Below are 19,503 nucleotides of genomic sequence, written 5' to 3' on the forward strand. Positions count from 1 at the left end.
CGAATCGGAAGGCGCGACTGCGCGTCAGCCGATTCGCGCCGTTCCCCGCGCCCCTTTATGCACGCCCGCCACAGGAGTTACTCGCGGGTAATCCGATGGGCGGTCCGCACGGTGCCGTGCCGCCCCGGGCGGAGAGGCGATGTGCCCAGCGGAGCCGCGGGGAGGTAGGGTCATGGGTGGTCGGGGACATCCCATTTCAACCCCCGTCGGAATTCAGTCCGGCGTACCTAAGAGGAGATCGGTTCGTGACGATCCGGGTAGGCATCAACGGATTCGGCCGCATCGGCCGCAACTTCTTCCGTGCGGTTCAGGCTCAGGGCGCGGACATCGAGATCGTCGGTGTCAACGACCTGACCGACACGAAGACCCTCGCGCACCTGCTCAAGTACGACTCGATCCTCGGCACCCTGCAGTCCGAGGTCTCCCACACCGCCGACAGCATCACCGTGGACGGCAAGACCTTCAAGGTCGTCGCCGAGCGCGACCCCGCGAACCTCCCCTGGGGCGAGCTGGGCGTCGACATCGTCATCGAGTCCACCGGTATCTTCACCAAGGCCGAGCTTGCAAAGAAGCACGTCACGGCCGGCGCGAAGAAGGTCATCATCTCGGCGCCCGCGACGGACGAAGACGTCACCATCGTCATGGGTGTCAACGACGACAAGTACGACCCGGCGAACCACACCGTCATCTCGAACGCCTCCTGCACCACCAACTGCGTCGCCCCCCTGGCGAAGGTGCTGAACGAGAACTTCGGGATCGTCAAGGGTCTGATGACCACCGTCCACGCGTTCACCAACGACCAGGTCACGCTGGACTTCCCGCACAAGGACCTGCGCCGTGCCCGTGCCGCGTCGCTGAACATCATCCCGACCTCGACGGGTGCCGCGAAGGCCACCGCCCTGGTCCTGCCCGAGCTCAAGGGCAAGCTCGACGGCACCTCGCTGCGCGTCCCGGTGCCGACCGGCTCGATCACCGACCTGGTCGTGACCCTGGAGCGCGAGGTCACCGTGGAGGAGGTCAACGCGGCCTTCCAGAAGGCGGCCGAGGGCGACCTCAAGGGCATCCTGCAGTACACCGAGGACCCGATCGTCTCCTCCGACATCGTGAACTCGCCGTTCTCCACGATCTTCGACTCCCTGATGACCATGGCCCAGGGCAACCAGGTCAAGGTCTTCGGCTGGTACGACAACGAGTGGGGCTACTCGAACCGTCTCGTCAACCTGACCACGCTCGTCGGCGGCCAGCTCTGACCCCTGCGCGGGAGCTGACGTGACGTGAGGTGCGGGGCCCGGAAGGCTGACGCCGTCCGGGCCTCCGCTTCGCGTCCCCACCCTCGCCCGTCGTGTTATCTGGTGGCCCGCCGCCGTGCCGCCGACACGCACCACCTTCCTCGGGAGACCCAAGACCGTGAAGACGATCGAAGACCTCCAGGTCGCCGGCAAGCGGGTGTTCGTCCGCGCCGACCTGAACGTGCCGCTGTCCGGCGGGACCATCACCGACGACGGCCGGATCCGCGCCGTCGCGCCGACCATCGCCAAGCTGGTGCAGGCCGGCGCCAGGGTGGTCGTCGCCTCGCACCTGGGCCGCCCGAAGGGCGAGCCCGACCCGCAGTACTCCCTCGCGCCGGTGGCCGTCCGCCTCGGCGAGATCCTCGGCGTCCCGGTGTCCTTCGCCACCGACACCGTGGGCGAGAGCGCGAAGGCCACCGTCGCCGCCCTGGCCGACGGCGAGGTCACGCTGCTGGAGAACCTGCGCTTCAACGCGGGCGAGACCGCCAAGGACGACGCCGAGCGCGGCGCCTTCGCCGACGAGCTGGCCGGCCTGGCCGACGTGTACGTGGGCGACGGCTTCGGCGCGGTGCACCGCAAGCACGCCTCGGTGTACGACCTGCCGGCCCGCCTGCCGCACGCGGTCGGCGACCTGATCGCCACCGAGGTGGGGGTGCTGAAGCGCCTCACCGACGAGGTGGCCCGCCCGTACGTCGTGGTGCTCGGCGGTTCGAAGGTCTCCGACAAGGTCGGCGTGATCGAGAACCTGCTCGGCAAGGCCGACAGGATCCTCATCGGCGGCGGCATGATGTACACCTTCATCGCGGCCCAGGGCCACGGCGTCGGTGCCTCGCTGCTGCAGGAGGACCAGATCCCGGTCGTCCAGGACTACCTGAAGCGCGGCGCCGAGCAGGGCGTGGAGTTCGTGATCCCGGTGGACACCGCGGTGTCCGGTTCCTTCCCGGACGTCAAGGGCGGGGCCCCGGTGGAGGACTTCGCGGTGGTCGACGCGGACGCCATCCCGGACGGCGCGCTCGGCCTGGACATCGGCCCGCGGACGGCGCAGCTGTTCGCGGAGAAGATCGCCGACGCGAAGACCGTGTTCTGGAACGGCCCGATGGGCGTGTTCGAGCACCCGGCGTTCGCCGAGGGCACCCGGGTCGTGGCCCAGGGCCTGATCGACTCCGACGCGTTCACCGTGGTCGGCGGCGGCGACTCCGCCGCGGCCGTCCGCACCCTGGGCTTCGACGAGACGAAGTTCGGGCACATCTCGACCGGCGGTGGCGCAAGCCTCGAGTACCTGGAGGGCAAGACCCTCCCCGGTCTCGCCGCCCTGGAAGGCTGAGGAAGATGACTGAGCGCCTCCCGCTGATGGCGGGCAACTGGAAGATGAACCTCAACCACCTCGAGGCCATCCAGCACACCCAGAAGCTGGCCTTCGCGCTGGCCGACAAGGACTACGAGGCCGTCGAGGTCGCCGTGCTGACCCCGTTCACCGACCTGCGGTCGGTGCAGACGCTGGTCGACGGCGACAAGCTGAAGATCAAGTACGGCTCGCAGGACATCTCGCAGTACGACTCCGGTGCCTACACCGGTGAGATCTCCGGCCCGATGCTGGCCAAGCTGAAGGTCACCTACGCGGTGATCGGCCACTCGGAGCGCCGCCAGTACCACGGCGAGGACGAGGAGATCGTCAACGCCAAGGTGAAGGCCGCCTACCGCAGCGGGATCACCCCGATCCTGTGCATCGGCGAGCCGCTGGACGTCCGCAAGGCGGGCACCCACGTCGAGTACACCCTGGCGCAGCTGGACGGCGCCCTGGAGGGCGTGCCGGCCTCGGACGCGGAGACGGTCGTCGTCGCGTACGAGCCGGTCTGGGCGATCGGCACCGGCGAGGTGGCGACCCCGGAGGACGCCCAGGAGGTCTGCGGTGCGATCCGCGCCCGCCTGGCCGAGCTGTACGACGCCGAGCTGGCCGGCAAGGTCCGCATCCTGTACGGCGGTTCGGTGAAGTCCTCCAGTGCGGCCGGCCTGATGGCCAAGCCGGACATCGACGGCGGTCTGATCGGCGGTGCCTCGCTGGACGCCGAGGAGTTCGTCAAGATCGTGCGCTACCGCGAGCAGGCAGTAGGCTAACGCCGCCGCAGCAACGTAGGCTTTGGGGCCGGACCGCTTCCACGCGGCCCGGCCCCTTCGCCGAAGATACGAGAGAGTTGGTCCCGCCGTGGTTCTCGGGTTCTCGATTGCCCTGATCATCTTCAGCCTGCTGATGATCCTCCTGGTGCTGCTGCACAAGGGGAAGGGCGGCGGCCTGTCCGACATGTTCGGCGGTGGCGCGATGTCCACCGGCGGTGGCTCCGCGGTGGCCGAGCGGAACCTCGACCGCATCACGATCCTGGTGGGCCTCGCCTGGTTCGCCTGCATCGTGGTGCTGAGCCTGCTGCTCAAGTACAAGTAGCAGACGTCCCGTCCGGCCCTCCGCGGGCCGGTCGCAGCCCGGTTCGGCAGGCGGTGGTGGCAGAGCTTTAACTCCCGCTTACACTAGGACGACTTCGCCACCGTCCGCACAGCCGCGGCCGGGCGGCACCAGCACGCAGGGAGTCCAACCGTGGCAAGTGGCAACGCCATCCGAGGAAGCAGAGTCGGCGCAGGCCCCATGGGCGAGGCGGAGCGCGGCGAGTCCGCCCCCCGTAACCGGATCTCCTTCTGGTGCGCGAACAAGCACGAGACGCGCCCCAGTTTCGCCGCCGAAGCGGCGATCCCGGAGACCTGGGACTGCCCGCGCTGCGGGTTCCCGGCAGGCCAGGACGAGCACAACCCCCCGGCCCCGGCCCGCAACGAGCCCTACAAGACCCACCTCGCGTACGTGCGCGAGCGCCGTACCGACGCCGACGGCGAGGCGATCCTCGCCGAGGCGCTGGCCAAGCTCCGCGGCGAGATCTGAGGAAGCAACACGAAGGGCGCCGCCGGTGACGGCGGCGCCCTTCGGGCTGTTCCGAGCGAGCCGTCCCCCGTACCACCGACTGGAGTGACCCCGTGCGCAAGCTGACCCACGCCGAGTTCCTGGGGATGCGCAGGTTCGACGCGCTCGACGGTCTGCGCGCCTTCGCCGCGGTGATCGTGGTGTTCTTCCACTTCGCGGGGCCGCGTGCGGCGTTCCTCTCCGGCTGGATCGGGGTGCACGTCTTCTTCGTGGTGTCCGGCTTCCTGATCACCACGCTGATGCTCCGCGAACGGGACCGGACCGGCCGGATATCCCTGCGCGACTTCTACCTGCGCCGGATCTTCCGCATCATGCCCCTCTACTACGTGGTGCTGGCGGCGACCGCGGTCACCCAGTACCACAACGGCCAGGGCTGGAAGCTGCTCCGCGGCCACCTGACGCACTACGCGACCTTCCTCAACGAGTACGACCTGGCCGCCGACACGCCGTTCTTCCACTCCTGGACGATCGGCATCGAGCAGAAGTTCTACCTGGTCTGGCCGCTGGCGCTGATCCTGGCCGGCGCGGTCGCGCTCCGGCTGCGGATCCCGGTGGCGCTGCTCGGCATCGCGGTGCTGCTGGTGCCGTTCTCGGCGGCGTGGGAGTCACTGGCCGTCCACTACACGGTGCTGATGACCGGCGCGCTGCTGGCCCTCGTCCTGCACAGCCGCCGCGGGTTCGCCCTGCTCGCCCCGCTGACCCATCCGGTGGCCGGGGCGGTGGTGGGCGCCGCGTTCCTGGTGCTGCACCTGTCGGTGCCCCGGCTCACCGCGGCCCTGCACGGCGAGCGCCACGCCGTCGTGGTCTACGGCGTGGGCGTGGCACTGCTGCTGCCCTCGCTGCTCGGCCCGGGAGCCGGGCGCTGGCTGCTCTCCCGCCGCCCGCTGGTCTTCGTCGGCGAGCGCTCGTACGGCCTCTACCTGGTGCAGGCGGTGGCCGCGTCCGCGGTCTTCGGCATGGCACCGAAGCTGCACCACGGCTCGCCGGCCGCGGGTCTCGCGGTGGCGGTCGTCGCGCTGTTCGCGGCGGACGTGCTGTACCACCGGGTCGAGCAGCCGATGATCGTCCTCGGCCGGAAGCTGATCAAGCGGCTGGACGCCCGGGGTGCCGCGGGCGGGCCGACCCCGCCCGCGCCGGAGGCCGGCCCGGCCGCCGAGGAGCGGGCGCCCGCCCCGGCCGCCGTCTGACCCCGGCCGCCGCCCGACCCCGTACGCACGTGCGCCCCGCCGGACAGGACGTCCGGCGGGGCGCAGGCGTGTGCCGCGGGCCCGGTCAGGCCGAGGCGGGCGGGTACAGCTGGGGCGGCAGCTCGGCCGCCGCGGAGCGGTCGAGCAGCCAGAGGGTCCGGGCGGTGCCGTACGCGCCGGAGGCGGGTGCCTGGAGCTCCCCGGGGCCGCGCAGGGCGAGGGAGACCGCCCCCGCCTTGTCCTCGCCGGCGGCGAGCAGCCAGACCTCACGGGCCGCCCGGATCGCCGGGAGGGTGAGCGAGATCCGGGTGGGCGGCGGCTTCGGCGCCCCGCGGACGCCGATCACGGTCAGCTCCTTCTCCCGGACACCGGGGTGCTCCGGGAAGAGCGAGGCGACGTGGGTGTCCGGGCCGACGCCGAGCAGCAGCACGTCGAAGGCCGGCACCCCGGCGTGCTCGCCGGGCCCGGCGGCCCGGGCGAGCTCCTCGGCGTACCGGGCGGCGGCCGCCTCGACGTCCGAGCCGTCCGGGCCGTCCGAGGCCGGCATCTCGTGCACCCGGGCCGGGTCCAGCGGGACGCCGTCGAGCAGTTCGGCACGGGCCTGGACGGCGTTGCGGTCCGGGTCGCCGGCGGGGACGAAGCGCTCGTCGCCCCACCAGAGGTCGAGCCGCGCCCAGTCGACCGCGTCGCGCGCCGGGGAGGCGGCGATCGCGGCCAGCAGGGCGTTGCCGTTCCGCCCGCCCGTCAGCACCACCGAGGCGGTGCCGCGGGCGGACTGGGCGTCCACGATGCGGGTGATCAGCCGGGCCGCCGCGGCCTGCGCCATCAGCTCCTTGTCCCGGTGCACCACCAGCTGCGGGGTCGCCGCCGTCACGAGGTGCTCCGCTTGCGCGGGGCGGCCTTCTTGGCGGACGGCTTCTTCGGCGTCGGCTCGGCATCCGTCGGCTCGGGGCCGGCCGGCACGGGACCGGCCGGCTCCGCGGCCGCCGGCTCGGCGTCCGGCAGCTTGGCGGTGACCCGGGCAGGGGCCGCGACATCGGCCGGGACGGCCTCGGTCGACGGAGCGGGCTCCGCGGGCAGCTTCTCGCGCAGCCGGTCCACCGGGGTGCGGACGGCCGACGCGTAGATGTCGTCCGGGTCGAGCCGGCGCAGCTCCTCCGCGATGAGCTCGGCGGTGTCGCGGCGCTTGAGCGCGACCATCCGGTCCGGCGAGCCGGGCATGGACAGCGTGCCCATCAGGCCGTCGGGACGGTCCAGGACGATCTCGCCGTCCTGGGTGCGCAGCCGGACGGCGGTGATGCCGGGGCCGCCGGTGACGATCCGCTCGACCGGCACCCGCAGCCGGTTGGTCATCCACAGGCCGAGCAGCTCGACGCTGGGGTTGTACGACTCGCCCTCGACGACCGCGCCGGTGATCGTGGCGGGCCGCTGGTCGAGCGCGGCGGCCAGCATGGAGCGCCAGCCGGTGATGCGGGTCCAGGCGAGGTCGGTGTCGCCGGGGGTGTAGCTGGCCGCCCGCTGGGCGAGCTGGCCGACCGGGGACTCGGCGGTGACCGCGTCGGTGATCCGGCGCTGGGCGAGCGCGCCGAGCGGGTCATTCGCCGGGTGCAGCGGGGCGTTGTCCGGCCACCAGACGACGACCGGGGCGTCCGGCAGCAGCAGCGGCAGGACAACGGACTGGGCGTGCGCGGCGAGCTCGCCGTGCATGCGCAGGACGACCGTCTCGCCGGAGCCGGCGTCGCTGCCGACCAGGATCTCGGCGTCGAGGCGGGTCTCGGCCCGGGCGCGCGGCGAGCGTCCGGCCCGCTTGATGACCGCCAGGGTGCGCGAGGGGTGCTCGCGGGAGGCGTCGTTGGCGGCCTTGAGGGCGTCGTAGGCGCTACCCTCGTCGGTCACGATCACCAGGGTCAGGACCATGCCGGCCGCGGTGGAGCCGCTGGCCCGGCGGGCGTCCATCAGCGCCGCGTTGATCCTGCCGGAGGTGGTGTGGGTCAGGTCGATCTTCATGGCCGGCGCCAGCTCCTGCCGTCTCGTGCGAGCATCTCGTCGGCCTCGATCGGGCCCCAGGTCCCGGCCGCGTACTGCGCGGGCTTGTCGTGGGCGTCCCAGTACTGCTCGATCGGGTCGAGGATCTGCCAGGAGAGCTCGACCTCCTGGTGCCGCGGGAAGAGGTTGGCGTCGCCGAGCAGCACGTCGAGGATCAGGCGCTCGTACGCCTCCGGGCTGGACTCGGTGAAGGACTCGCCGTAGGCGAAGTCCATCGTGACGTCGCGGACCTCCAGCGCGGTGCCGGGCACCTTGGAGCCGAACCGCACGGTGACGCCCTCGTCCGGCTGCACCCGGATGACCAGGGCGTTCTGCCCCAGCTCCTCGGTGGCGTAGGAGTCGAACGGCAGGTACGGGGCCCGCTGGAAGACGACCGCGATCTCGGTCACCCGGCGGCCGAGGCGCTTGCCCGTCCGCAGGTAGAACGGGACGCCGGCCCAGCGCCGGTTGTTGATCTCCAGCTTGATCGCCGCGTAGGTGTCGGTCTTGGACTCGGGGTTGATGCCGTCCTCGTCCAGGTAGCCGACGACCTCCTCGCCGCCCTGCCAGCCGGACGCGTACTGGCCGCGCACGGTGTGCTTGCCGAGGTCGGCGGGGAGCTTCACGGCGCTGAGCACCTTGAGCTTCTCGGCGACCAGGGCCTTGGGGTGGAAGGACGCGGGCTCCTCGATGGCGGTGAGCGCCATCAGCTGGAGCAGGTGGTTCTGGATGACGTCGCGGGCCGAGCCGATGCCGTCGTAGTAGCCGGCGCGGCCGCCGATGCCGATGTCCTCGGCCATGGTGATCTGCACGTGGTCGACGTACGACCGGTTCCAGATCGGCTCGAACATCTGGTTGGCGAAGCGGAGCGCCAGGATGTTCTGGACGGTCTCCTTGCCCAGGTAGTGGTCGATCCGGAAGACCTCGTCCCGGGGGAAGACCTCGTGGACGATCCGGTTCAGCTCCTGGGCGCTCTCCAGGTCGTGGCCGAACGGCTTCTCGATCACCGCGCGGCGCCAGGAGCCCTTCGGCGGGTCGGTCAGACCGTGCTTCTTGAGCTGCTGGACGACGGTGGGGAAGAACTTCGGCGGCACCGACAGGTAGAAGGCGAAGTTGCCGCCCGTGCCCTGGGCCCGGTCGAGGTCCTCGATGGTCTTCCGCAGGGTGTCGAAGGCCTCGTCGTCGCCGAAGTCGCCCTGGACGAACCGCATGCCCTTGGCGAGCTGCTGCCAGACCTCCTCGCGGAACTGCGTGCGCGCGTGCTCCTTGACCGCGTCGTGCACCTCCCGCGCGAAGTCCTCGTCCTCCCACTCGCGGCGGGCGAAGCCGACGAGCGAGAAGCCCGGCGGCAGCAGTCCGCGGTTGGCGAGGTCGTAGACGGCCGGCATGAGCTTCTTGCGCGACAGGTCGCCGGTGACGCCGAAGATCACCAGGCCGGACGGCCCGGCGATCCTCGGCAGCCGGCGGTCCGCCGGATCGCGCAGCGGGTTGGAGGGCAGCAGGGGGTCACCCTGCCCGACCTCGGCCCCCTCGACATCGGGAAAAGCAGGGGTGTTGCTCACTGGTGTTGGCTCCGCTCTCCGTGCGCTTGGTCGTGAGCAGTCGTGTCAGTTCTGGTCGCCGTGCGCGGCGAGCGAGGCCGCGACCGTGTCCAGCAGTTCCTTCCAGGAGGCCTCGAACTTCTCGACGCCCTCGTCCTCCAGCAGCTGGACGACGTCGTCGTAGTCGACGCCGGCCGCGGCGACGGCGTCCATCACGGCCTTGGCGTCGCCGTAGTTCGGGGTGATGGCGTCGCCGGTGACCACGCCGTGGTCGTCGGTGGCGTTGAGGGTGGCCTCCGGCATGGTGTTGACGGTGCCGGGGGCGGCCAGCTCGGTCACGTAGAGGGTGTCCGGCAGGTTCGGGTCCTTGACGCCGGTGGACGCCCAGAGCGGGCGCTGCGGCTTGGCGCCGGCGGCCTCCAGGGCCTTCCAGCGGTCCGAGCCGTCGCGCTTGGCGTCGACCGGGCCGAAGACCTCCTCGTACGCCTGGTAGGCGAGGCGGGCGTTGGCCACACCGGCCTTGGAGCGCAGCTCCTTGGCGTCGCCGCCGACCTTGTCGAGGCGCTTGTCGATCTCGGTGTCCACGCGGGAGACGAAGAAGGAGGCGACCGACTCGATCTGCGAGAGGTCGAGGCCGGCGGCCTTGGCCTTCTCCAGGCCGGAGAGGTAGGCGTCCATCACGGCGCGGTACCGCTCGAGCGAGAAGATCAGCGTGACGTTGACGCTGATGCCCTTGGCGATGACCTCGGTGATGGCGGGCAGGCCGGCCTCGGTGGCGGGGATCTTGATGAACACGTTCGGGCGGTCCACCAGCCACCACAGCTGCTTGGCCTCGGCGATCGTGGCGGCGGTCTCGTGCGCCAGGCGCGGGTCGACCTCGATGGAGACCCGGCCGTCGCGGCCGTTCGAGGCGTCGTAGACCGGGCGCAGCACGTCGGCCGCGTCGCGGACGTCCGAGGTGGTGATCATCCGGACGGCCTCGTCCACGGTGACCTTGCGGACGGCCAGGTCGTTCAGCTGGCCGTCGTAGGCCGCGCTGCCGCCGCCGATCGCCTTCTGGAAGATGGTCGGGTTGGTGGTGACGCCGACGACGTGCTTCTCCTGCACCAGCTCGGCCAGGTTGCCGCTGTTGAGCCGCTCGCGGCTGAGGTCGTCCAGCCAGATCGCCACGCCTTCGTCGCTGAGGCGCTTCAGAGCGTCAGTCATGGTGCTACATCCTCTTTTTTCGTACGTCTGCTGTGGGGTCGTCAGACAGGCCGGGCGTCCGATGTGCGGTCGGACACCCGGCCCGGAGGCACTGCTAGCGGGAGACGGCCTCGACCGTGCGGAGCGAGGCGCGGGCGGCGTTGGCCACGGCGTCGGCGGTCAGGCCGAACTCCTGGTACAGCACCTTGTAGTCGGCGGAGGCACCGAAGTGCTCCAGGCCGATGATCCGGCCGGCGTCGCCGACCAGCTCGCGCCAGCCCTGGGCGATGCCCGCCTCGACCGAGACCCGGGCACGGACGTTCGGCGGCAGCACGCTGTCGCGGTACGCCTGGTCCTGCTCGTTGAACCACTCGATCGACGGCATCGACACGACGCGGGTCGGGATGCCGTCCGCCTCCAGGGCCTCGCGGGCCTGGACGGCGAGCTGCACCTCGGAGCCGGTGCCGATCAGGATGACCTTCGGCGAGGCGCCGGAGGCCTCGGCCAGCACGTAGCCGCCCTTGGCCGCGCCCTCGGCGGAGTGGAACACCTCGCGGTCGAAGGTGGGCACGCCCTGGCGGGTGAGCGCCAGGCCGACCGGGCCGGGGCGGCTGGTCTGCCGCTCCAGGATCGTGCGCCAGACGACGGCGGTCTCGTTGGCGTCGCCGGGGCGGACGACCGAGAGGCCGGGGATGGCGCGCAGCGCGGCCAGGTGCTCGACCGGCTGGTGGGTCGGGCCGTCCTCGCCGAGGCCGATGGAGTCGTGCGTCCACACGTAGGTGACGGGCAGCTTCATCAGCGCGGCGAGGCGCACCGCCGGGCGCATGTAGTCGGAGAACACCAGGAAGGTGCCGCCGTAGATGCGGGTGCGGCCGTGCAGCGCGATGCCGTTCATGATCGCGCCCATGGCGTGCTCGCGGATGCCGAAGTGGATCGTCCGGCCGTACGGCGAGGCGGTCTTCAGCGGGTTGCTCGCCGGGAGGAAGGAGGAGTCCTCGTCGATGGTGGTGAGGTTGGACTCGGCGAGGTCCGCCGAACCGCCCCACAGCTCCGGAACGTGCCGGCCGACCGCCTTGAGGGTGTCGCCGGAGGCCTTGCGGGTGGCGACGTCCTTGCCGGCCGGGAAGACCGGGATCGCCTTCTCCCAGCCGTCGGGCAGCTCGCCGATCTGGATCCGGTCGAACTCGGCGGCGCGCTCCGGGTTGGCCGCGCGCCACGCGTGGAAGGAGGCCTCCCACTCGGCGCGGGCGGCCTTGCCACGGTGCACCACCTGGCGGGCGTGCTCGATGACCTGCTCGGTGACCTCGAAGGTCTTCTCCGGCGAGAAGCCGAGCACCTTCTTGGTGGCGGCGATCTCGGCGTCGCCGAGCGCGGAGCCGTGCGCCTTGGCGGTGTCCTGGGCGTTCGGGGCCGGCCAGGCGATGATGGTGCGCATCGCGATGATCGACGGGCGCTCGGTCTCGGCCTTGGCGGCGGCCAGCGCGGTGGCCAGCGCGTGCACGTCGACGTCGCCGTCGGACTTCGGCGTGATCCGCTGGACGTGCCAGCCGTACGCCTCGTAGCGGGCGAGGACGTCCTCGGAGAAGGCCGTCTCGGTGTCGCCCTCGATGGAGATGTGGTTGTCGTCGTAGAGCGCGACGAGGTTGCCCAGCTTCTGGTGGCCGGCCAGCGAGGACGCCTCCGCGGAGATGCCCTCCTCCAGGTCGCCGTCGGAGACGATGGCCCAGACGGTGTGGTCGAAGGGGGACTCGCCCTCCGCGGCCTCCGGGTCGAACAGGCCGCGCTCGTAGCGGGCGGCCATCGCCATGCCGACCGCGTTGGCGACGCCCTGGCCGAGCGGACCGGTGGTCGTCTCGACGCCCGCGGTGTGGCCGTGCTCGGGGTGGCCCGGGGTGCGGCTGCCCGCGACCCGGAAGGCCTTCAGGTCGTCCAGGGACAGACCGTAGCCCGAGAGGTAGAGCTGGGTGTAGAGAGTCAGCGACGTGTGCCCGGGGGAGAGGACGAAGCGGTCGCGGCCGACCCAGGCGGGGTCGGTCGGGTCGTGCCGCAGGAAGCGCTGGAAGATCACGTATGCAGCCGGGGCCAGCGACATCGCGGTGCCTGGGTGCCCGTTGCCCACCTTCTGCACGGCATCCATCGCGAGGACGCGGGCCGTGTCGACGGTCCGCTGGTCCAGTTCGGTCCATTCGAATGCGTTCGTCGGCGTGGTGCTCACCCTGTCTCAGGGCTCCTTCCTGGTGGTGAAGAGTGACCCCGTGAAGGGGACCGGTCGGCCACGTCGCTGTGGTCCTGACGTTCGCTGGTGCCGGTCACGGAGGGTTGATCCCGCTTCTCTGTGCGAGCCTACCGCTCACAAGGGGCCTCACCTTGCGTGCCGGGGCAACCGGGGTGGCGCTATCGGCATTCCCGAAGGGCTTCGCGGGCTCTGTCCTACCCTCACCCGGACGCGAACGGTCCGCTCGTCCGAGGGGCAAGACGGGCGGGCCGCGCCCGTCCGGTGCGAGCTGCGGCGATTCACCCGCGGGTGTGCGGCTCCGGCTCGCCGGGGCACCCCGGGGCGGGACGGGACATATGGAGCGTCTAAGGTGGCGTGGTACGCGCAGCGCGGACGCACCGGAGCCCACGGGCCCAGAGGACGCCTGTGGAAGTTCATCGTGAGTTGGGGTGTTCGTGACCGCCGTCGAATCCCGCCCCGCCGGGGCGGTCGGGGCGACGCCTGCGCACCGGCCGTTCGGGGCCCGTGTCGGCGCATTCGTCGCACTGACCAAGCCGCGGATCATCGAGCTGCTGCTGATCACCACCGTCCCGGTGATGTTCCTGGCGCAGCACGGTGTACCCGACCCGTGGCTGGTCGTCAAGGTCGTGGTCGGCGGCTACCTCTCCGCGGGTGGCGCCAACGCCCTCAACATGTACATCGACCGCGACATCGACGCGGTGATGTCCCGTACCGAGCGGCGGCCGATCGTCACCGGCATGGTGTCCCCGCGCGAGGCGCTGGTCTTCGGCATCGCGCTGGCGATCGGCTCGACCCTCTGGCTGGGCCTGCTGGTCAACGCGCTCTCCTCGGCGCTGGCGCTGGCCGCGCTGCTGTTCTACGTCTTCGTCTACACCCTCGGCCTGAAGCGCCGCACGGCCCAGAACATCGTCTGGGGCGGCATCGCCGGCTGCATGCCGGTGTTCGTCGGCTGGGCCGCGGTGACGAACTCGCTCTCCTGGTCCGCGCTGGTGCTCTTCCTGGTGATCTTCTTCTGGACGCCGCCGCACTACTGGCCGCTGTCGATGAAGGTCCGCGAGGACTACGCCAAGGCCGGCGTGCCGATGCTCCCCGTCATCAAGGGCAACCTGGCCGTCGCCCGGCAGATCGTCGCCTACTCCTGGGTGATGGTCGCCGTCTCGCTGACCCTGTGGCCGCTCGGCCACACCAGCTGGCTGTACCCGGTCTCCGCGGTGCTGCTCGGCGGGTTCTGGCTGAAGGAGGCGCACGGCCTGCACGCCCGCGCCAAGGCCGGGGTCGTCGGCGCCAAGCTCAAGGAGATGCGCCTCTTCCACTGGTCCATCACCTACCTGACCCTGCTCTTCGTGGTCATCGCGGTGGACCCGTTCGTCAAGTGACGGCGAGCGCCCGACACCGACCGGAGCCCCGGGGCCTGCGCCCCGGGGCTCCGTCGTTCCCGCTGTCCTTGTCGCGCTCCTGCGGCTAGCGGCCGAGGACGGCCATCGCGGCGTTGTGCCCGGGGATCCCGCTGACCCCGCCGCCGCGCACCGCGCCGGCCCCGCAGAGCAGCACGTTCGGGTGGGCGGTGGCGACGCCCCAGCGGTCGGCCGGGTCCTCGCCCCAGGGGAAGGCCAGCTCGCGGTGGAAGATGTTGCCGCCCGGCAGGCCCAGGTCGGCCTCCAGGTCCAGCGGGCTCTTCGCCTCGATGCAGGGCCGGCCCTCGCCGTCCACCGCCAGGCAGTCGGCCAGCGGCTCGTCCAGGCACTCCTGCAACGGTGCGAGCACCGCCTCCAGCGCCGCCGCCCGGGCCTTCTCCGGGTCGTCGGCGAACAGCCGGGCCGGCTGGTGCACCCCGAACAGGGTGAGCGTGTGGAAGCCCTGCGCGGCGAGCTCCGGGCCCAGGATCGACGGGTCGGTCAGCGAGTGGCAGTAGATCTCGGACGGCGCCGGCGCGGGCGTCCGGCCCTCGGCGGCCTGCCGGTAGGCGGTCTCCAGCTCGGTGTACGACTCCGCCAGGTGCAGGGTGCCGGCGAAGGCGTCCCGCGGGTCCACCGCGGTGTCCCTCAGCCGGGGCAGTCGGCGCAGCAGCATGTTGACCTTCAGCTGGGAGCCCTCCGGGGCGGGCTCCGGCGGCGCCTCGCCGAGCAGCCGGGCGAGGGTCTGCGGGGCGGCGTTGCACAGCACCGCCTTGGCGCCCACCCGGTGCTCGCGGCCGTCGTGCCGGAAGACGACCTCGGCGGCGCCGCCGGCGGTGCCCGGGTCGATCGCGGTGGCCTCGCAGCCGGTGCGGATCTCGGCGCCGGCCGCCCGGGCGGCGTCCGCCAGCGCGTCGGTGAGCGCACCCATGCCGCCCACCGGCACGTTCCAGTCGCCGGTGCCGCCGCCGATCACGTGGTAGAGGAAGCAGCGGTTCTGCGCCAGCCCCGGGTCGTGGGCGTGGGTGAAGGTGCCGATCAGGGCGTCGGTGAGGACCACGCCGCGGACGAGGTCGTCGGCGAAGGCGCCCTCCACGGCCTCGCCGATCGGCCGCTCGAACAGCGCCTCCCAGACGGCCGGGTCGTCGATCCGCCGCCGCAGCTCCGCGCGGGTGGGCAGCGGCTCGGTGAGGGACGGGAAGACCCGCTCGGCGACCCGGGTGGTCCGCCCGTAGAACTCCTGCCAGGCCGCGTACTCCCGGTCGGAGCCGGTCAGGGCGCGGAAGGACGCGGCGGTGCGGGAGTCGTCCGCCCGGTCCACCAGCAGCCCGGTCGGGCGCCCGCCGCGCACGGCCGGCGTGTACGAGGAGATCCGCCGGGGCCGCACCGCGAAGTGCAGCCCCAGCTCGTCGACGATCTTCTGCGGCAGCAGGCTCACCAGGTACGAGTACCGGGAGAGCCGGGCGGCGACACCGGGGAAGGCCTCGGTGGAGACCGCGGCCCCGCCGGTGCGGCCGAGCCGCTCCAGCACCAGCACGCTGCGGCCGGCCCGGGCCAGGTAGGCGGCGGCCACCAGGCCGTTGTGGCCGCCGCCGACCACGACGACGTCGTAGCGGCCGCGGACGGGGGAGTCGGGCGTGTTCGCGTCACCTCGGGAGGGCTGCATGCGGCAGGTCTACCAGAGGCGGTGCGGGGCGGCCAGGGTACGGACAGGAGTGTCGGGCGGCTGAGCCGGTGTCAGCGCGGCGGGAGCTCGCTCGGGCCGACGTGCCCGTCCAGCCAGTCCTTGAGCGGGCGGGAGGCGCGCAGGAAGCCGGCGATCCGCCCGTACGCCTGCGCGGTGCCCAGCCAGGCGGCGGGCTCCCACTCCTGCCAGGCGATCAGGCCCTTGTTCCGCAGCAGCCCGATCCGCGGATGGTCCTTGGGGTAGCCGCGGGGCGCCGACTTCAGCGGGTCCCGGCCGACCACCGAGGGCCCGGCCGCCTCGACCGAGGCGATCACCCGCTCCAGCTCGGCGCCGGTGACGTCCTCCGCGACCGCCTCCCGGTAGCGGCGCAGCTGGTCCGTCGCCAGCTGGTACATGCCGTTGCCGCAGGCCAGGCCGTCCGCCGAGAGCTGGATGTAGCCGCCGGCCTCCAGGAAGGCGCCGATGTGCGTCTTGTACGGCGACTTGTCGGCGCTGAACCGGACGTCGCGGTTCGGACGGAAGATCTTTCCTGGGCCGAACTCGTCCTCCAGGGCGTCCAGCAGGTCGGCCGTCGGGGCCCGGACGGACTGCTCGTAGCGGTCCTTGTGCGCCGTCCAGAAGGTCTTGGAGTTGTCGGCCTCCAGCTGCTCGTAGAACTCGAGCGCCTCGGCCGGCCAGCCATCGAAGGTCATCCCGCCAGGGTAGGGGGCGCCGGTGTGGCCCGCCGCACACCTCGCCGCCGTCGCCACGCGTTCTACCGCTCGGTAGCATGCGGGCATGACCAGCGCAGAGACCGCCACCCCCACCGCGCAGGACGCGCGCGCCGAGCGGCGCGCCAAGCGCATCGCCAAGCACATCACCGCCTTCGCGAACCAGCACGGCGGCAGCGCGGACGGCGTCGTCGAGTACGTCGGCCGCACCGCCACCCGGATCGTGCTCGTCGGTGCGGACGGCACCTGGGGCGACCAGGTCGCCCCGACCTACGCCATCGGGCAGCGTGCGGCGCAGCTCGCCGGCGTCACCCTGCACGACACCTTCGAGGGCGAGCTCGGCCTGAAGGTGAAGACCAGTGCCTACGAGTGGAAGCGGATGGCCGGCATCCAGATCTGAGGCCTGCGGAGAACCGCCCAGGGGCGCGGGGAACCGCGCGAGACGGGAGAGGCCGACGGCGGCCTTCCGATTCGCGCAGTTCCCCGCGCCCCTGTCTTGTTGTGAGCCCTGTTCAGCAGGGACGGCCGCACCCGGATTGCGCAGTTCCACGCGCCCCTGGGTGGCCGCCCCTGGGCGTCAGCTCGCGGGCACCAGCTGGGCGGGGACGGGGGCCGGGTCGGTGGCGGGGCGGGTGCGCAGGGCCAGCGGGATGCGGAGGGCGGCGGCCCAGGTGAGGGCGGCGCCCAGCATGTGCAGGCCGACCATGATCTCGGGGGCGTCGGTGAAGTACTGGACGAAGCCGAGGACGCCCTGCAGCAGCAGCACGACCAGCAGGTCCCGGACCCGCGCCCGGGCCGCCCGCGGGGCCTTCACCGCGGCGAGCACGAACATCGCCGCCAGCGTCAGACCGATCGACAGGAAGGCCAGGTCGGCGTGGGCCTGGGCGAGCCGATCGTAGTCGATCGGGATGCGCCAGACGTCGCTGGAGGAGCCGGGGTGGTGGCCCGCGCCGGTGACCAGGGTGCCGGCCGCGACCAGCAGGCCGACCACGGTGACGAGGACGTACGACAGCTGCTGCAGCGGCCGCGGCACCAGGAGTTCGGGGGTGCCGTCGCCCTCCGCGGTGCGCTCCCACATCAGCACGGCGACCCAGACCAGGCCCATCGCGGCGACCATGTGCACCGCCACCACGTACGGGTTCAGGCCGGTGAGCACGGTGATGCCGCCGATCACGGCGTTGCTCATGACCAGCCAGAACTGCGCCCAGCCGAGCCGGGTGAGCGAGCGGCGCCACGGCGTGGCGCAGCGCGCGGCCAGGGTGGCCCAGGCGATCGCCGCGCACAGCACGTAGGTGAGCATCCGGTTGGTGAACTCGATGACGCCGTGGATGCCCATCTCGGGCGTCGGCGTGATGCTCTCGCCGGTGCAGCGCGGCCAGGTGGTGCAGCCGAGGCCGGAGGCGGTGAGCCGTACGGCGCCGCCGGTGAGCACGATGACCACGCTCATCACCAGGGCGGACAGCGCCGCCCGGCGGACGGTCGCGGCCGTCGGGTGCCAGCGGTCGGCGAGGAGTGCGGTGGGGGTGAACACCGCTTCATCCTAGATTGCCCTTATCCGATCACCGACCGCGGCCCGACCGCGGGCCGCCCGTGCGGGGCGGCGCGCGACCGGGCCGCGGTCGTCAGGCTGCGGCCCGCCGTTTTCCGCGGGCCTTGCGGGGATACGGGAAGAGCCGTGGCGAGCGTTTCGCCGCGACGTCCTCGATCCAGCCGAAGCAGAGGACGAACAACCCGATCAGCGGGATCGCCGCGAAGAGCTGCGGATAGGGGCTGCCGAGCACCGAACCCCAGTTGTCGGCGAGGTAGTCGACCCGCCAGAGCTGGTCGATCACCGGGACGGACAGCTCCAGGGCGAGGGTGTGCCAGAGGTAGACGCTGACGGCCCGGGCGTTCAGCAGGCTGACGATGCCGTTGAACGGTTCCAGGCGTCGCGGCCACTGCTCCCACGAGGGGCTGAGGTGGAGCAGCAGCAGCACGTAGCCGAAGGACCAGACGGCCTGGGCGATCGGCACGCCCTCCAGGTCGCCGACGTCGGTCGGGTCGAGCACCGGCCGGCTGACGTACCACCAGTACCCGGCGACCATGATCATCGGTGCCACCGAGGGGGCGACGTACTGCGGGAGCTTCTTGAGCAGGCCCTCGTTGTGGGCCATGCCGAGGATCCAGCAGGAGCCGAAGATCGTGAAGTCGGACCAGGTCTCCCAGATCCGGCCGTCCTCCGGGAGCAGGCCGGAGAAGAAGGTCAGCACCAGCGGGGTGAGCACCGTCACCAGCGGGAAGCGGCGCAGGGCGCGCAGCATCAGCGGCGACAGCAGCACGTACCAGAGGTAGGCGCGCAGGTACCAGAGCGGGACGCCGACCTGGGTGCCCCAGCTGTCCTCCATGAGTCCGAAGCCCGGCAGGTCCCCCTGGGGGTAGGGCGGAGTGCTCACCGGCAGGATCCAGAAGGCGAGCTTGCCCCACCACCAGTTCGGGTGGCCCTCGGCGTCCGGGCCCCAGCCGTCCAGGATCCACAGGGTCATCACCACGACGCCGAACAGCCACATCGGCGGCAGCAGGCGGCGCAGTCGGCCGCGGATGACGGTCAGCGCGGGCCGCTTCAGCGAACGGGCCATCAGCGAGCCGGCCAGCGCGAACATCACGCCCATGGACGGGAAGACCAGCGGCAGCCAGGCCCAGCTGAAGTTGTGGTACAGCACGACGCGGACGAGGGCCAGGCCTCGCAGCAGGTCGAGGTAGCGGTCGCGGCCGCCGCCGGAGCGGGCGGGCTTCTGCTCGGGGGCGGCCTCCTCCTCGTCCTCCGCGGGGGTGCCCGGCGGCCGGGCGTACTGGGCGTCGAAGGCCTTGGCGAGCGCGGCGAGCTCGTCCGGGACGCGGAGCTTGAGGGTCTCCTCGTGCCGGGGCAGGGCGCTGCGGCCCGTGTCGGGCGGGGCCGTCCAGCCGGCCTCGGCGGCCCGGTCGTGCGCGGGCTCGTCGAAGGACGGCCGCTCGGCGGTGCGCTGTGCGGCCGCCGGCCCGGGCTGGGGGCGGCCGGGCGCCGAGGACTCGGGTGAGCGGCGCTGCGGGGGCAGGCCGCCGCGGCCGCCGGGCGGCGGCGGGACGCGCAGGGCCATGGTCTCGTCGGGGGAGAAGCCGCTCCGGGGTGCGGACGCGGGGTGCTCCCCGCCGCCCGGACGCTCGGCGGCACGGGGCCGCGGCCGACCGGTGCCGTCGGCCGGGCCCTGCGGGCGGTGGCCGCCGCCAGGCCCCTGCGGCCGGTTCGGTGCACCCGGGCCCTGCGGTCCGCC

At 72.2% G+C, this 19,503-nt stretch carries 17 protein-coding genes; 8 read left to right on the forward strand and 9 right to left on the reverse strand.

The features are described from left to right. Nucleotides 1-245 precede the first annotated feature (245 nt). The 6 genes from gap to ABZ641_RS09670 all read left to right on the forward strand — a co-directional run bounded on the left by gap (nt 246) and on the right by ABZ641_RS09670 (nt 5,438). Nucleotides 246-1,250 (forward strand): type I glyceraldehyde-3-phosphate dehydrogenase, encoded by a 1,005-nt coding sequence (gene gap / locus ABZ641_RS09645; RefSeq protein ID WP_344626243.1) that lies wholly within the window; start codon nt 246-248, stop codon nt 1,248-1,250. A gap of 157 nt (nt 1,251-1,407) precedes the next feature. Further along, on the forward strand, nt 1,408-2,613 hold the full coding sequence (locus ABZ641_RS09650; RefSeq protein ID WP_359980442.1) for a phosphoglycerate kinase: 1,206 nt from the start codon (nt 1,408-1,410) through the stop codon (nt 2,611-2,613). A 5-nt stretch (nt 2,614-2,618) separates the two neighbouring features. Further along, nucleotides 2,619-3,404: a triose-phosphate isomerase gene (gene tpiA, locus ABZ641_RS09655; RefSeq protein WP_359980445.1), complete on the forward strand. Its 786-nt coding sequence runs from the start codon at nt 2,619-2,621 to the stop codon at nt 3,402-3,404. Nucleotides 3,405-3,492: 88 nt separating this feature from the next. After that, entirely contained in the window at nt 3,493-3,726 is a 234-nt protein-coding gene (gene secG / locus ABZ641_RS09660) for a preprotein translocase subunit SecG (RefSeq protein ID WP_030266403.1), read from the forward strand. A 198-nt stretch (nt 3,727-3,924) separates the two neighbouring features. Further along, nucleotides 3,925-4,212, forward strand: coding sequence for an RNA polymerase-binding protein RbpA (locus ABZ641_RS09665; protein ID WP_257019256.1), 288 nt, complete (start codon nt 3,925-3,927; stop codon nt 4,210-4,212). Nucleotides 4,213-4,304: 92 nt separating this feature from the next. Further along, on the forward strand, nt 4,305-5,438 hold the full coding sequence (locus tag ABZ641_RS09670; protein ID WP_359980448.1) for an acyltransferase: 1,134 nt from the start codon (nt 4,305-4,307) through the stop codon (nt 5,436-5,438). An 85-nt stretch (nt 5,439-5,523) separates the two neighbouring features. Here ABZ641_RS09670 and pgl read toward each other — a convergent pair whose 3' ends face one another. From pgl to tkt, 5 genes are all read right to left on the reverse strand, one after another. Next, nucleotides 5,524-6,312, reverse strand: coding sequence for a 6-phosphogluconolactonase (gene pgl, locus ABZ641_RS09675; protein WP_344626247.1), 789 nt, complete (start codon nt 6,310-6,312; stop codon nt 5,524-5,526). Further along, nucleotides 6,309-7,445 (reverse strand): glucose-6-phosphate dehydrogenase assembly protein OpcA, encoded by a 1,137-nt coding sequence (opcA, locus tag ABZ641_RS09680; protein ID WP_344626248.1) that lies wholly within the window; start codon nt 7,443-7,445, stop codon nt 6,309-6,311. The genes pgl and opcA overlap by 4 nt, the downstream gene beginning before the upstream one ends. Further along, entirely contained in the window at nt 7,442-8,965 is a 1,524-nt protein-coding gene (gene zwf / locus ABZ641_RS09685) for a glucose-6-phosphate dehydrogenase (protein ID WP_344626258.1), read from the reverse strand. The genes opcA and zwf overlap by 4 nt, the downstream gene beginning before the upstream one ends. A 105-nt stretch (nt 8,966-9,070) precedes the next feature. Then, nucleotides 9,071-10,210, reverse strand: coding sequence for a transaldolase (tal, locus tag ABZ641_RS09690; protein ID WP_344626249.1), 1,140 nt, complete (start codon nt 10,208-10,210; stop codon nt 9,071-9,073). A 94-nt stretch (nt 10,211-10,304) separates the two neighbouring features. Further along, nucleotides 10,305-12,404, reverse strand: a complete 2,100-nt coding sequence (gene tkt / locus ABZ641_RS09695; protein WP_344626250.1) for a transketolase — start codon at nt 12,402-12,404, stop codon at nt 10,305-10,307. A 455-nt stretch (nt 12,405-12,859) separates the two neighbouring features. Here tkt and ABZ641_RS09700 point away from each other — a divergent pair, with 455 nt between their 5' ends. Continuing rightward, a complete protein-coding gene (locus ABZ641_RS09700) occupies nt 12,860-13,801 on the forward strand; it encodes a heme o synthase (RefSeq protein ID WP_359980453.1) in 942 nt (313 codons plus the stop codon). A gap of 85 nt (nt 13,802-13,886) precedes the next feature. Here the strand turns inward: ABZ641_RS09700 and ABZ641_RS09705 are convergent, their stop codons facing one another. Both ABZ641_RS09705 and ABZ641_RS09710 read right to left on the reverse strand, forming a co-directional pair. Then, the gene (locus ABZ641_RS09705) at nt 13,887-15,485 is read right to left on the reverse strand and encodes an NAD(P)/FAD-dependent oxidoreductase (protein ID WP_344626252.1); all 1,599 of its coding nucleotides are present in this window, start codon (nt 15,483-15,485) and stop codon (nt 13,887-13,889) included. Nucleotides 15,486-15,556: 71 nt separating this feature from the next. Beyond that, complete coding sequence (locus ABZ641_RS09710; protein WP_344626253.1) at nt 15,557-16,198, reverse strand: DUF2461 domain-containing protein; 642 nt, start codon at nt 16,196-16,198, stop codon at nt 15,557-15,559. 85 nt (nt 16,199-16,283) lie between these two features. Here ABZ641_RS09710 and ABZ641_RS09715 point away from each other — a divergent pair, with 85 nt between their 5' ends. Further along, complete coding sequence (locus tag ABZ641_RS09715; protein WP_344626254.1) at nt 16,284-16,616, forward strand: hypothetical protein; 333 nt, start codon at nt 16,284-16,286, stop codon at nt 16,614-16,616. 177 nt (nt 16,617-16,793) lie between these two features. Here ABZ641_RS09715 and ABZ641_RS09720 read toward each other — a convergent pair whose 3' ends face one another. Both ABZ641_RS09720 and ABZ641_RS09725 read right to left on the reverse strand, forming a co-directional pair. After that, nucleotides 16,794-17,747 carry a COX15/CtaA family protein gene (locus ABZ641_RS09720; RefSeq protein WP_359980457.1) on the reverse strand — a complete coding sequence of 318 codons (954 nt, stop codon included), beginning with the start codon at nt 17,745-17,747 and terminating at the stop codon, nt 16,794-16,796. A gap of 91 nt (nt 17,748-17,838) precedes the next feature. Then, a partial coding sequence (locus tag ABZ641_RS09725) for an acyltransferase family protein (RefSeq protein ID WP_359980460.1) occupies nt 17,839-19,503 on the reverse strand: 1,665 nt, incomplete at its 5' end.

Source organism: Kitasatospora sp. NPDC007106, from assembly GCF_040634455.1.
Classification (GTDB): domain Bacteria; phylum Actinomycetota; class Actinomycetes; order Streptomycetales; family Streptomycetaceae; genus Kitasatospora; species Kitasatospora arboriphila.